Raw genomic sequence first — 11,914 nt, forward strand, 5'->3', positions numbered from 1 at the left:
TGTCCGCCGTTAAGCCGAGACAACCCCAGACATGCGAAAGCCGCCTATCGAGTCCCTGAAGGTCTACCACGGCGGCTTTATCAGACGTTTTTTCAGTTCGATCAAACAGCAATGCGGGCCTTGCCATGGTGATGCCGGGTATGTGCGAGGTCGTAGCGCAGCTCTGCTACCAATTCGGAGATATCACGGGTGGTATTGAGGCGATCCAGGGAAATCCCGGTCACCAACAATTCAACCTTTTCCGAATTAGGATCAATGATCTGAACGGTCATGGAGTCCGGGGATACGCTGCAGGTGCAACGCAGGGGTAAAAACGCACTCTCGACGATACTTCTCAACTCGAGTGTGGAAAGTCTGTAGGCGATCATGTCCTTCTCCTTGTTAAATCGCGCGTGGCTGAGTTCCTGCCACGATGGACACAGTGATACATCAATGTTTATTTTGATTGCCGCCAAACAAACGTCGTCATTTAATTGAAGGCATGTTTACTTATACGCTTCGCACCACCTTGAAGCAACGGGGATTTTTACGCTCTTTTTCAAGCCGTTCATAACGGTTTATATAAACAATCAGCAGAAACGGTTCACTTAACAATATTCATCACTTTGTTTACATGATTGGTATCAATAAAGTGCCCAAACAGTTCTTAAGCAGTATCCCGTCAGCCGCTTTTGGCGACTGACGGTCAGTCTCACGCTTCAGTCGTCCTGACGTGGCAGCCGCAGGTGAATCAATGCCACTCGACCGCCCTGCTTGTCCCTGCGCTCATCGATGGCGTAGGGCCGGAATCCCAGTTTCGGATAGAACAACAGACCCGGCACATTATGGTTGTAGCACGATGCTGTCATTTCGCTAGCCTCATGCTTGTCGAATGCCAGTTCCATCATGCAACCGATCAGGTAACGCCCTACCCCTCGAGAACGCGCCTTGGGGGCAATGATCACATTGCCCAGGGAGCAGCGCCCGCGAAAGTCACTGCGAGCGAAATTTGCATATCCCACGACTTCGCCATCCATCTCGATAACCGTCGAGTCGGAATGGTTGTGCAACGCATCCAGCAATTGGGGCGGTGTGAGAGGCCATATTGCGCGAGGGAACATATAAAACAGCTCGTCGACATTCTGCGGCAGCGCACAGATGGCCGGGATGTCTTTTTCTTCCAGTGGGCGGTTCAAGAACATTGGGCAGTGACCTCTTGAAGAATGGAAATAACAAGCGTGTGAACACTATATGCGAACTGTCGCTCTGTGCACGTGTTCGCCTGACAAAATTCCGGCACTGCTCTCCCTTCGCCATTTATATCCAACAAATGCATCGCCTGAATTCGGACCTGTAGCGCACGAGCACCGCGAGGCCGCGATGGCGTCCTGCCTGATACAACGCCATCGCGGCCTCGCGGTGCTCGTGCGCTCCTACAGATCTGGTGGCTGCTTCGCGATAGCGTGGCGTCTGGACGACGGGGGCAGTTACTTATATATAAAGGATTAATAAGTCAGCGCCATTCATTGCCATACTTAAAAAACGTTACCCAATGCTTTGATGTGTCACTAATTCCCCACTCATGCAGAACGCCTGTAATAAATAGCGCGTCGTTGCAGAATGCATGACTCGAAAACCCTTAAATAACTTAAACCCTTGAATTAAATGGATTTTAATTAAGGGTACTTCTGGCATAACCACTGCAACGTTTTAAGGGACGCTGTAACAAAATCCTTCATGGAGCAGAAAAATAATGATTTCATCCCCCGACACTTTCAATGCTGCCGCGCAAGAATCAAACAACCACTCAGGTGTTTCCTGGGGGGCAATCTTTGCAGGTGCCGCCGGCGCCGCTGCGCTTTCCTTGATTCTCATATTGCTGGGCTTCGGCTTGGGTTTCTCGGCGGTATCGCCCTGGGCCAACGAAGGCATCAGCGCCAAGGGCCTGGGTATCTCGACGGTCATATGGCTGGCATTTACCCAAATCATCGCTTCCGGTCTGGGTGGCTATATCGCCGGTCGACTGCGCGTGAAGTGGGCAAACCTGCACGGCGATGAAGTGTATTTCCGCGACACCGCCCACGGTTTCCTGTCGTGGGCCGTGGCAACCCTGGTCGCTGCAACACTGATCGCCAGTTCGGTCAGCAGCATTATTGGCGGGGGCGTTCAGGCCGGTGCCAGTGTCGCTTCGGGTGCAGCAGGTGCAGTGACTCAAGTAGCAGGCAGCGCGGCGAGCAATAGCAACGCCAGCAGTCAGGACTACGGCTATTACATCGACAGCCTGTTCCGTGATGATCGCCCCGCTGCTGTCAGTGATGATGCCGCCCATGGCGTAGTGCTGCGCATCTTCAGCCGCACACTGAGCAATGACGGTCAGATCAGCCCTGAAGATCGTACCTACTTGGCGCAGATGATTGCTCAGCGCACCAATCTCAGCCAGGCAGATGCCGAACGTCGCGTTGATCAGGTTTATGGTCAGGCTCGCAAAGCCGTAGAAGACGCCAAGGTCGCGGCTAAAGAAGCTGCCGACACCGCTGCGAAAGTTGCCGCGATGACTGCCCTGTGGACCTTCGTCTCGCTGCTGTGCGGTGCCTTCTTCGCCAGCTTTGCTGCCATTTATGGCGGTCGCCGGCGCGACGCAGTGACTTATCTCGACGAACGTCCTTACACCACTACAACAACGGCTCTTTAAGCCAAGGAGAACGACTATGTCTTCCATCCTTCTGTGGTTACTCGGTGTCCCAATCCCGGTCATCATCCTGATTGCGATCCTGATGTAACGGATCGGGTCCAGGCCGCCTCCCCTCACGGGCAGGCGGCTTTTTTATAGGCGTCTTTCTTAGCCGTCACTCAGCGTCTGCGCAGGAATGGCAGCCCGACCAGTGTCAGCGCCACACCCACTATTGCACCGGTACTCAAAGGGTTGTCGAATTGGAGCCAAGCCCAGATCATCGTTGCGGGAGGCGTCAGAAACAGCGCTCCGCTGACGCTTTGCATGTTGAATCGCTTCAGGCACAGCCAGTAAAAGCCGTATCCACCGAGGGTTGAGCAGATCACCAGCCATAGCACGGCGGCGCCAAAGCCAAAGGACAACACCGGCGCAATCCCACCTTCCAGCATCGACAACACCGCGAACACCGGCAAGGCCGCGCATATCTGTATAAACAGCGAAGTCATAGCGGGTACCGTGAAGGACGGTGTCTCCTTTTGATGCGTCTTCTTTTGATAGATCGTTGCTGCGGTTAGCGACAGGACGGCCAAAGCCGGTAAGCCGTAGGCCCACAATGGCGCATCGGAAAACTCGACACTCGCGGCGCTGGCAATCAGCATTCCGGCGATACACAACCCCACGCCAAGCCATTGCCAGCCACGAGTACGCTGGCCGGGGATGAGCCCGGCCGACAGCACAATGCTCAGCGGCAGCAAGTTGGCAATCAGGGAACTGGTGCCGGGCGCCACGCCAAGTTCGATGGACAAGGCAATCGCAGCAATGAAACCGGCAATCGCCAAAAGCCCTACCAGCATCTGCTGCCGCACGATGGCCCAGGTCAGCTCACGCAACGAGCCGAATACCCACGGGAACAGCAACAACGCCGCCAGCACGAATCGCCAGAAGGTCACCAACATTACCCCGCTGTGCTCCGAGGCATAGCGATAGCCAATGAAACCCGAACTCCAGCTCAGCACCATGGCAGCCAACAGCACACCACTGACCCACCTGGATCCAGAAACCGATGAAGTCTTTGGCGTACTGGCCTGATCAATAATTTCGACCGTCTGCCCATTCATTGAGCATCCCCTATTGCGCTGAATGAGCGTGATGTTAAGAATGGGCAGGCACTTCAATCAAACGAAATGATCAGCATCACTGATGCAGGATTTATAAACCATGCAAAGCACGCTGGATATCGAGCTTCTGCGTACCTTTCAAGCGGTTGTGCGCTTCGAGCAGTTCCTCGCTGCTGCAACCTTTCTCAATCGCAGCCCTTCTGCGGTGAGCCTGCATATTCGACGCCTGGAAGACATTGCCGGTGGCCGCCTGCTGGAACGGGATAATCAGACCGTCACCCTGACCTCTCTAGGCAGGCGTTTTGCATTGCAAAGCGTCGAGCTGCTGCACGTGCATGATCGGCTGCTGGCCGGATTCGCGAGCCCGACGATCAGCGGTCGAGTGCGGTTGGGTATCTCCGAAGAATATGCAGCGAGCCTGTTACACAGCACGCTAAGCCCATTGACCAGCGGCTACCCGCAAATAGAGCTTGAAGTTGAAACCGCCTCCAGCGGTCGGCTGAATGAGCAATTGCAGCGCGGCCAGCTGGATCTGGCGCTGCTCGTGGTACCAATCGAGACCGCCAGCGCTGACCGGCCATTGCATACGTTCGGGACCACCGAGCCCGTCTGGGTCGCCGCTCCAGGCTACCAACTGGCACATGACAAACCCGTACCCCTGGCACTGCACGGCGAAGGTTGCCCTTACCGCAGCGTCGCTGTTAACACGCTGAATGAGATCGGCAGAGCCTGGCGCACCGTGGTCATGTCGGCGAGTTCCAGCGCGCTGGAAACGGCTATTTGCGCCGGACTGGCTATCGGCATCATTGACCGCAGCCGGGTCGGCGCGCAGATGCGCATTCTCGGTCGGGATGAAGGCTTGCCACCCCTCCCGCTGCATGAACGACAACTGGTCAAGGCTCCAGGAGTGCCCAGCGCCGCCTGCGAAATAATGACCGGCCTGATCAACGATCATTTCCGCCCATGAAATCAGACCGACTGCGCCCGCAATATTCTGTAACCGATCAATCAATCGGTATCATGACAACGCCGTTACAGTCAGCCTTTCGCTTGAAAAGTCGGGGGAAGTAATTCATGGCCATATTTTCTCTGGCTCGTATCCGGGCGCGCTGGCTTACCTGGACCTGCATGCTGGTGTTCATCATTGGTTTGCCCGTGGGCTGCTCCGTCCTGGAACACACCGAGCGGGAATTGGTGTTCCGTATTGAACCCGGCACCGCCAGTTGGTACAGCGGGCTACCGGCCAATGTGCAGGAACTGGAACTCAAAGCTCCGCAATTCGGCCTGTCGCAAAGCATTCACGGCTGGTGGTGGCCTGCCAATCGCAAAGATGCCCCAGCCGTCCTCTACTTGCACGGATCACGATGGAACCTGACCGGCCAACTGTTTCGTATCGAAGAGCTGCACGCGCTGGGTTTCTCGGTGTTGGCAATCGACTACCGTGGCTTCGGCGAAAGTCGTGGCCCGCTTCCTTCAGAAAGCACCGTCTATGAAGATGCCCGCATCGCCTGGGAGCGCCTCAAGCTTCTGCAACCGGACGCCAGCCGTCGGCTGATTTACGGCCATTCCCTGGGCGGGGCAGTGGCTGTGGATCTGGCTGCCGAACTGGGGCGCGATACTCAGGACGGCACGCAACCGGCACAGGCGCGTGGGCTGATCATCGAATCGACCTTCACCACCCTCGCTGACGTCGCCACCGCAGTGGCCACTAACTACACCTCATTACCCGTACGCTGGTTGCTGTCACAGAAATTCGACTCCGTCGACAAGATCGCCGACATCCACATGCCAGTGTTGATCGTGCACGGCATGGACGACCGATATGTACCGCCGCGCTTCAGCGAGGAGTTGTTTGCCGCGGCGCAGGAGCCCAAGAAGCTATTGCTGGTGCCGGGCGGGACTCATAACAACAGCATGCGAGTGGGCCGTCAGGCTTACAGCCAGGCCATCCAGGCCTTGCTCAAATCCAGTGCGGTGCCTGCGAATGCAACGAGGCCGGAAAGGACTCATTCGAAAGAACAACCGTCTGCTCAAGCCAGCAATCTGCGCAGCAATAACGCATCGTGAACGGCGTGCCCGCTGGCGGTGTTGTCGAAGATGCACCAGGTTTCCAGGCCAGCGTCGGCAGAGGTATTCAATTTCACCGCCAGTTCCTGCAAGTACGCCAGTTCATAAGCACTGTGATAAAGGCGTGGCGAACCGTGAAGTCGCCAATACTGAACACCCGACCAGCCTCCCGGCGTATCTCCACCGGTAATGGGTGAAGGGTCTGCCGCCACCTGACCGACCTGAAAACCATTGAGCAACGACTCGGCATCGCGCCAACTCGCAGGACGCGGCTCTATCACCAGGCTGCCGTCATAACCCTTCCGCAAGGCCTCAAAGAAAGCCGTTGCGATTGTCGGGTCATAAGTCAGTGAGGGCGGTAACTGCACGAGGAGGCAGCCCAGCTTGTCCTTCAGATGCAGGCACTGAGTCAGGAACTGCTCAAGCAGATGCTCACAGCCCTGAAGACGATGTTCGTGAGTAATTGACTTGGGCATTTTCACGGAGAAACGAAAGCCCGCAGGCACGCTCTCAGCCCAACGCTGCCAGGTTTGCGGACGGTGCGGGCGGTAAAAAGAGCTGTTGATCTCGACCGCCGATAACGAGGTGGCGTAGCGCTGCAAGTGTGTACCTTCTTCGGCAAACTCAGGCCAGTGCTCGCGGGGCAAGCTCCAGCCAGCGCAGCCGACCTGAATCAATACAGCACCTCGCCGGCTTCGCGCATGAATATTTCGACGGTCTTTGGCCCTACTCCGTCGAACTCGGCAAGGCACTTTTCGAATCCGCTGCGGCTTCCACTGCGACTATGGATTTCGCCAATCTTTCCGGCATATTCCTCGATAAGCTTTTTGCTCATGGCAGTCAAACGTGTCGCCGTCGTCTCGTCATAACGCACGTAGTGCGCCTCACCGAGCATCGCAACCAGATGCCGATGGGACTGGCTGGCCATTTTACGCGGCGTGTCGCAACCATGCTGATCGACGATGACCCGATAAGCCTGCGCTGCGATATCCGCCTGAATACGCTTGCCCATGAGAAAACTGGCGATAAACCATTTGAACAGAGCGACTTCATAACCGCTCTTCAGGTCGATCGCCAGGTCTTGGGCCGTGATGACCTTGCTCGCCACGGTACGTGTCAGCTTGGGCTATCTGAAGCGTCATCACCCGCTACATCGGGATCATCGGGCTCGACTTCATTGATATCGGCCTCACGCACATCATTGTCGGACGTGGACCTGCCATCCGATTCGCTCGGGTTGGGATTCGGACCGGGAGTCTGGGCGGCCTGGCTGTCTACAGGGTCTCTACTCATGATGTTCCTCGCGAGGTAGTTGAATGAATACCCTGTTTGGAATCAACACCGTCCCACGAGTTCGGTTTATTTGATGATTGGTCCTGGCCTGATCAGCCGCGTTGAACAGCGATGCACTTGATCTCAAGAAGCAGCCCCGGGACAGCCAGTTCTGATACACCAATGGCCGTCCAGGCAGACAGTCCGCGGGGGAAAAGGCGCTCTTTGACGTCACGAAAAACCGCCATGTGCTCGCTCATGGACACGTGAAAAGTGGTCATTTCTACCACGTCCTCAAAGCTGCAACCGCCCTCGGCAAGCACAGTGCGCAGGTTTTCCCAGCAGGCGATGAACTGTTGTTCAGGATCGGCAATGACCTCAAGGTCCGGCGTGCGTCCGATCTGCCCGGCACAGTACAGCGTGCTTTGAACCTTGACCGCCGGAACGTACCCCGCGCGCTCGACGATATTGCGCATGGAAGGTGGAATAATGATTTCGCGGTCTGGCATGGGGTTACCTGTGGGGGTCGCTGAAAATGATGGAGTACAGAGGCCGGGCAATCACCAGCCAGCGCGTGTTGCCGTTGTGCTCACACACGGAACCCTGTGGGAGCCGAGCTTGCTCGCGATGAACGATTACACGATATGCCTGATACACCAAGTCGCCTGAATCGTCGGAATGCCGCCCAGACCAAGCACCGCTCCCACAGAGACCGCAGCCGCCTTACGTCAACCACCACCATAACAGCAGCGTGCCCACCAACCCCACCACTGACACAATGGTCTGCAGTACCGACCAGACCCAGAGCGTCTGCTTCAACTGAAGACCAAAATACTCGCGGACCATCCAGAAACCCGCATCGTTGACGTGGCAAAAGAACACCGAGCCTGCACCAATCGCCAGCGCAACCAGTGAGCTTTGCGTTGCCGCCAGCCCCGCCATCATCGGCGCAAGAATACCCGCCGTGGTGGTCGTCGCGACGGTCGCTGAACCGGTGGCCTGACGCAGCGCCACTGCGATCAGCCAGGCCAGCAACAGATATGGAATATGCGCACCCTCTGCGACCTTGCTGATGGTCTGACTCACGCCAGCATCCAGCAACGTCTGCTTGAGCCCGCCGCCCGCACCGATGGTCAGCAGCAGGACTGCAATCGGTGCCAGGCTTTTACGCAAAGTGCCGTTCACGTGCTCGCGCGTCAGGCCATTGGCCCAGCCCAGACAAATGACCGCCGCAATAACCGCGATGCTCAACGCAACCAGGGGCTCGCCGAGAAACTTCAGGGTCAGCGCCAGCGAGCTGTGCGGGGCCATGAATATCTTGGCCAGCGTGCTCCCCAGCATCAGGATCACCGGCAAGAGAATAATCAGCAGCGAAATACCAAAACCCGGCTGACGGGTCACGTCAGGTTTGGTCGAGAATAATTCGCCCAACTCGGCCGGTTCCTTGATGTCCATGCGTCTGGATAACCAGTTGCCGTACAAAGGACCGGCAAGAATCACCGCCGGAACCGCAATGCAGATGCCCAGCAGCATGGTCAGCCCAAGGTCGGCATGCAGCGCGCTGACCGCAATCAGCGGTCCCGGATGCGGCGGCATCAATGCATGCAAGGTGGTCATGCCTGCCAGAGCCGGAATCGCGATTTTCAGTAAAGGCTGATCAGAGCGTCGGGCCATGACAAAAATGATCGGCACCATCAGTACCAGACCGACTTCAAAGAACAGCGGCAGACCGATAACCATGGCCACCAGGGCCATCACCCAAGGCAACGACCTGCCCTTGCCAAACCCCAGCAACGTAGTGGCGATACGGTCCGCAGCGCCCGATTCAGCCATCAGTGCGCCGAGCATCGCGCCCAGAGCGATAATCAATCCGGCCTCGCCCAAAATCCCGCCTGCGCCTTTACTGAAGGCCTTGGCGACTTCTTCGGCAGGCAGACCGGCACCGATCCCGGCGATAAACGTGCCGATCAGAATCGAAAGAAATGGCGGAAGTTTAGTAGCGCTAATCAGCACGATGATGGTGGCAATCGCGATCAGGCAGCAGATAATCAGGCGGGTGTCGTGTAACAGCCAGGCAGCAGAAGAAACATCCAAGGCACTCTTCCTTATCGTCGGTCCTGCGGTCGAGAGCACTGCAGAAACATTTAGTTGTAATTCTGCAGCACGATACCGGAACGCCAGATGCGCGAATGTGAAGTTTGTGACAGTTTCGCCCCCGCCTCGAGTGATCCACTCCTGGATCAACAGACCCGACCTAGACGTGCAGCAGACCAGGAACCTGCGCCTGGGCATGCTCGATCAGCACCTCGCGCAAGGCCTGAGCAGCGGCCGACAACTTGTGATCGGCGAGCATCATCAGGCCGATGGGCCGCTCAATCGCAGGCCCCACCAACGCAATGCAATGCGCGCCCAGTTCATGCATCTGTTCAATGCACAACGAAGGCACTGCGCTTACGCCCAGACCACTGGCGACCATTCGGCCGATGGTCGACAACTGGTGGCTTTCAAACGCAACGGACAGCTTGCCGTGCTGCGCTTGCAGATGATGTTCCAGCAGCAAACGCACCGCTGATGGGCGCTGCAAGGCGATGAAATCTTCCTGCAAGAGTTCTTGCCAGGTGATTTCCTTGCGTTGTGCCAATGGCGAATCCTGCGGTACCACTGCAACAAAGCGATCGGTATAGAACGGCGTGAACACCAGCGAGTTGCTGGACTCAGGTTCAAAACCGATACCCAGTTCAACCCGTCGATGACGGACCATTTCCAGCACTTCTTCGTTGATCAGGTCATGAACGGCTACATTGACTCGTGGGTAGCGATTGCGAAACACCTTCAGCGCGCCAGGCAGCAGGTTACCGGCAAACGATGGCATGGCGGCCACCGACACTTTGCCCAGTTGCAGGGTAAAGCGCTGACGCAGCAGTTCTTCAGCGTTGTCCCAGTCAGCCAGCAGTTGCCGGGCCAGCGGCAGCAGGGTTTCACCCTCGGGCGTAAGGCTGACGGTGCGCGTGGTGCGGCTGAGCAATTGCCCGCCCAGATCATCCTCCAGACTTTTGATGGTCAGGCTCAGGGCGGGTTGCGACACATGCAGCCGCTCCCCCGCCTGGGCAAAGCTCAAATGCTGGGCAACGGCCAGAAAAGCCCTTAGCTGCTTGACGTTCATATATTTACTTTTCTTATTAATCGATCAGAAAAACAAAATTAACAAAACACTCCCCCCAAGAGAAGATGTTGCAACGCTCCCCTGACGGCCAGACCGTCGACCACAACTATAAAAGGCGGATCATCATGGCTGGACTCGACAAACGAGTGGCGACTTATCAGGAAGCCCTCGCCGGGCTGACCGACAACATGACAGTGCTGTGCGGCGGCTTCGGTCTATGTGGCATCCCGGAAAACCTCATTGCGGAAATAAAGCGCATGGGCGTGAAAGGCCTGACGGTTGTTTCCAACAACTGCGGCGTCGATGGCTTTGGTCTGGGCATCCTCCTCGAAGATCGTCAGATTCGTAAGATGGTCTCCTCCTACGTCGGCGAAAACGCGCTGTTCGAACGTCAGTTGCTCAGCGGCGAACTGGAAGTCGAACTCACTCCCCAAGGTACGCTCGCCGAAAAAATGCGCGCAGGCGGCGCTGGTATCCCAGCCTTCTACACCGCAACGGGCTATGGCACACCGGTCGCTGAAGGCAAGGAAACCCGCCAGTTCAACGGCCGCAATGTCATTCTGGAAGAAGCCATTACTGGCGACTTCGCCATCGTCAAAGGCTGGAAAGCCGACCACTTCGGTAATGTGATCTATCGTCATACCGCACAGAACTTCAACCCGGTGGTAGCGACCGCGGGCAAGATCACCGTGGTCGAAGTCGAAGAAATTGTTGAACCCGGCGTGCTGTTGCCTTCGCAGATTCATACGCCAGGTATTTATGTCGACCGGGTCATTCTCGGTACTTTCGAGAAGCGCATCGAACAGCGCACCGTCAGAAAAGCCTGACGCAATCCGGCTCCGGATGCTGCTTTGCACAGGCAGCGGCACAAAAACAACAAAGAGACTTCAGACCATGGCACTGTCCCGCGAACAAATGGCTCAACGCGTTGCACGCGAACTCAAGGATGGCTACTACGTGAACCTCGGAATCGGCATTCCGACGCTGGTGGCCAACTACGTCCCCACCGACATCGACGTCATGCTCCAGTCGGAAAACGGCCTGCTGGGGATGGGCGAATTCCCCACCGAAGAAACCATCGATGCCGACATGATCAACGCTGGCAAGCAGACCGTAACCGCCCGCGTCGGCGCATCGATTTTTGACTCATCCCAGTCCTTCGCCATGATCCGTGGCGGCCATGTGGACCTCACGGTTCTGGGGGCCTTCGAAGTCGACGTGGAAGGCAATATCGCCTCCTGGATGATCCCCGGCAAACTGGTCAAAGGCATGGGCGGTGCCATGGACCTGGTGGCCGGTGCCGACAATATCATTGTCACCATGACCCATGCGTCCAAGGACGGAGAGTCCAAGCTGCTCCCCCGCTGCAGCCTGCCCCTGACCGGCGCTGGCTGCATACGCAAGGTGTTGACTGACCTGGCGTATCTGGAAATCGAAAACGGTGCTTTTATTCTTCGCGAACGCGCACCGGGCGTGAGCGTTGAAGAAATCATCGCCAAAACCGCCGGAAAATTGATCGTGCCGGATGATGTGGTTGAGATGAGTTTCTGATCTGCAGCCAAGCGTTTGAACCACATACCCACTGTAGGAGCTGCCGAAGGCTGCGATGCGGAGTGACTGACACACCGCATCGCAGCCTTCGGC

General features: G+C 56.8%; 14 protein-coding genes. 5 read left to right on the forward strand and 9 right to left on the reverse strand.

What is annotated here, in order from left to right; all coding sequences use genetic code 11:
- Nucleotides 1–101: 101 nt before the first annotated feature.
- Nucleotides 102–368 carry a DUF1652 domain-containing protein gene (locus KDX30_RS26570; RefSeq protein ID WP_027902706.1) on the reverse strand — a complete coding sequence of 89 codons (267 nt, stop codon included), beginning with the start codon at nt 366–368 and terminating at the stop codon, nt 102–104.
- A gap of 330 nt (nt 369–698) precedes the next feature.
- Nucleotides 699–1,181 (reverse strand): GNAT family N-acetyltransferase, encoded by a 483-nt coding sequence (locus tag KDX30_RS26575; RefSeq protein WP_099269222.1) that lies wholly within the window; start codon nt 1,179–1,181, stop codon nt 699–701.
- A 551-nt stretch (nt 1,182–1,732) separates the two neighbouring features.
- Here KDX30_RS26575 and KDX30_RS26580 point away from each other — a divergent pair.
- A complete protein-coding gene (locus KDX30_RS26580; RefSeq protein WP_099269221.1) occupies nt 1,733–2,671 on the forward strand; it encodes a hypothetical protein in 939 nt (312 codons plus the stop codon).
- A 158-nt stretch (nt 2,672–2,829) separates the two neighbouring features.
- Here KDX30_RS26580 and KDX30_RS26585 read toward each other — a convergent pair whose 3' ends face one another.
- Nucleotides 2,830–3,768 carry a DMT family transporter gene (locus KDX30_RS26585; RefSeq protein WP_231677953.1) on the reverse strand — a complete coding sequence of 313 codons (939 nt, stop codon included), beginning with the start codon at nt 3,766–3,768 and terminating at the stop codon, nt 2,830–2,832.
- Nucleotides 3,769–3,868: 100 nt separating this feature from the next.
- Here KDX30_RS26585 and KDX30_RS26590 point away from each other — a divergent pair, with 100 nt between their 5' ends.
- Nucleotides 3,869–4,735: a LysR substrate-binding domain-containing protein gene (locus KDX30_RS26590; protein WP_231677954.1), complete on the forward strand. Its 867-nt coding sequence runs from the start codon at nt 3,869–3,871 to the stop codon at nt 4,733–4,735.
- A 107-nt stretch (nt 4,736–4,842) separates the two neighbouring features.
- Nucleotides 4,843–5,835, forward strand: coding sequence for an alpha/beta hydrolase (locus KDX30_RS26595; protein ID WP_231677955.1), 993 nt, complete (start codon nt 4,843–4,845; stop codon nt 5,833–5,835).
- Here the strand turns inward: KDX30_RS26595 and KDX30_RS26600 are convergent.
- From KDX30_RS26600 to KDX30_RS26625, 6 genes are all read right to left on the reverse strand, one after another.
- Nucleotides 5,799–6,509, reverse strand: coding sequence for a DUF72 domain-containing protein (locus KDX30_RS26600; protein ID WP_231677960.1), 711 nt, complete (start codon nt 6,507–6,509; stop codon nt 5,799–5,801). The two genes, KDX30_RS26595 and KDX30_RS26600, sit on opposite strands and share 37 nt — an antisense overlap.
- Nucleotides 6,509–6,943, reverse strand: coding sequence for an HhH-GDP family DNA glycosylase (locus KDX30_RS26605; RefSeq protein ID WP_231677956.1), 435 nt, complete (start codon nt 6,941–6,943; stop codon nt 6,509–6,511). Before KDX30_RS26605 ends, KDX30_RS26600 begins: the two co-directional genes overlap by 1 nt.
- An 8-nt stretch (nt 6,944–6,951) precedes the next feature.
- Nucleotides 6,952–7,128: a hypothetical protein gene (locus KDX30_RS26610; protein WP_164706071.1), complete on the reverse strand. Its 177-nt coding sequence runs from the start codon at nt 7,126–7,128 to the stop codon at nt 6,952–6,954.
- A gap of 92 nt (nt 7,129–7,220) precedes the next feature.
- The gene (locus KDX30_RS26615) at nt 7,221–7,616 is read right to left on the reverse strand and encodes a RidA family protein (RefSeq protein WP_231677957.1); all 396 of its coding nucleotides are present in this window, start codon (nt 7,614–7,616) and stop codon (nt 7,221–7,223) included.
- A 214-nt stretch (nt 7,617–7,830) separates the two neighbouring features.
- On the reverse strand, nt 7,831–9,201 hold the full coding sequence (locus KDX30_RS26620; protein WP_231677958.1) for a GntT/GntP/DsdX family permease: 1,371 nt from the start codon (nt 9,199–9,201) through the stop codon (nt 7,831–7,833).
- Between the two features lie 160 nt (nt 9,202–9,361).
- Entirely contained in the window at nt 9,362–10,270 is a 909-nt protein-coding gene (locus KDX30_RS26625) for a LysR family transcriptional regulator (protein WP_231677959.1), read from the reverse strand.
- 125 nt (nt 10,271–10,395) lie between these two features.
- Here KDX30_RS26625 and KDX30_RS26630 point away from each other — a divergent pair, with 125 nt between their 5' ends.
- On the forward strand, nt 10,396–11,097 hold the full coding sequence (locus tag KDX30_RS26630; RefSeq protein WP_027902715.1) for a CoA transferase subunit A: 702 nt from the start codon (nt 10,396–10,398) through the stop codon (nt 11,095–11,097).
- 67 nt (nt 11,098–11,164) lie between these two features.
- A complete protein-coding gene (locus tag KDX30_RS26635; protein WP_187523047.1) occupies nt 11,165–11,821 on the forward strand; it encodes a CoA transferase subunit B in 657 nt (218 codons plus the stop codon).
- Nucleotides 11,822–11,914 lie beyond the last annotated feature (93 nt).

Source organism: Pseudomonas quasicaspiana (assembly GCF_021147825.1).
Taxonomy (GTDB): Bacteria; Pseudomonadota; Gammaproteobacteria; order Pseudomonadales; family Pseudomonadaceae; genus Aquipseudomonas; species Aquipseudomonas quasicaspiana.

Excerpts from the sequence above, each read along its gene's own strand:
- KDX30_RS26580 (WP_099269221.1), top strand. The coding sequence starts at position 1,733 with ATGATTTCATCCCCCGACACTTTCAATGCTGCCGCGCAAGAATCAAAC.
- KDX30_RS26585 (WP_231677953.1), bottom strand. The coding sequence starts at position 3,768 with ATGAATGGGCAGACGGTCGAAATTATTGATCAGGCCAGTACGCCAAAG.
- KDX30_RS26610 (WP_164706071.1), bottom strand. The coding sequence starts at position 7,128 with ATGAGTAGAGACCCTGTAGACAGCCAGGCCGCCCAGACTCCCGGTCCG.
- KDX30_RS26625 (WP_231677959.1), bottom strand. The coding sequence starts at position 10,270 with ATGAACGTCAAGCAGCTAAGGGCTTTTCTGGCCGTTGCCCAGCATTTG.
- KDX30_RS26590 (WP_231677954.1), top strand. The coding sequence starts at position 3,869 with ATGCAAAGCACGCTGGATATCGAGCTTCTGCGTACCTTTCAAGCGGTT.
- KDX30_RS26635 (WP_187523047.1), top strand. The coding sequence starts at position 11,165 with ATGGCACTGTCCCGCGAACAAATGGCTCAACGCGTTGCACGCGAACTC.
- KDX30_RS26595 (WP_231677955.1), top strand. The coding sequence starts at position 4,843 with ATGGCCATATTTTCTCTGGCTCGTATCCGGGCGCGCTGGCTTACCTGG.
- KDX30_RS26575 (WP_099269222.1), bottom strand. The coding sequence starts at position 1,181 with ATGTTCTTGAACCGCCCACTGGAAGAAAAAGACATCCCGGCCATCTGT.
- KDX30_RS26630 (WP_027902715.1), top strand. The coding sequence starts at position 10,396 with ATGGCTGGACTCGACAAACGAGTGGCGACTTATCAGGAAGCCCTCGCC.
- KDX30_RS26570 (WP_027902706.1), bottom strand. The coding sequence starts at position 368 with ATGATCGCCTACAGACTTTCCACACTCGAGTTGAGAAGTATCGTCGAG.
- KDX30_RS26615 (WP_231677957.1), bottom strand. The coding sequence starts at position 7,616 with ATGCCAGACCGCGAAATCATTATTCCACCTTCCATGCGCAATATCGTC.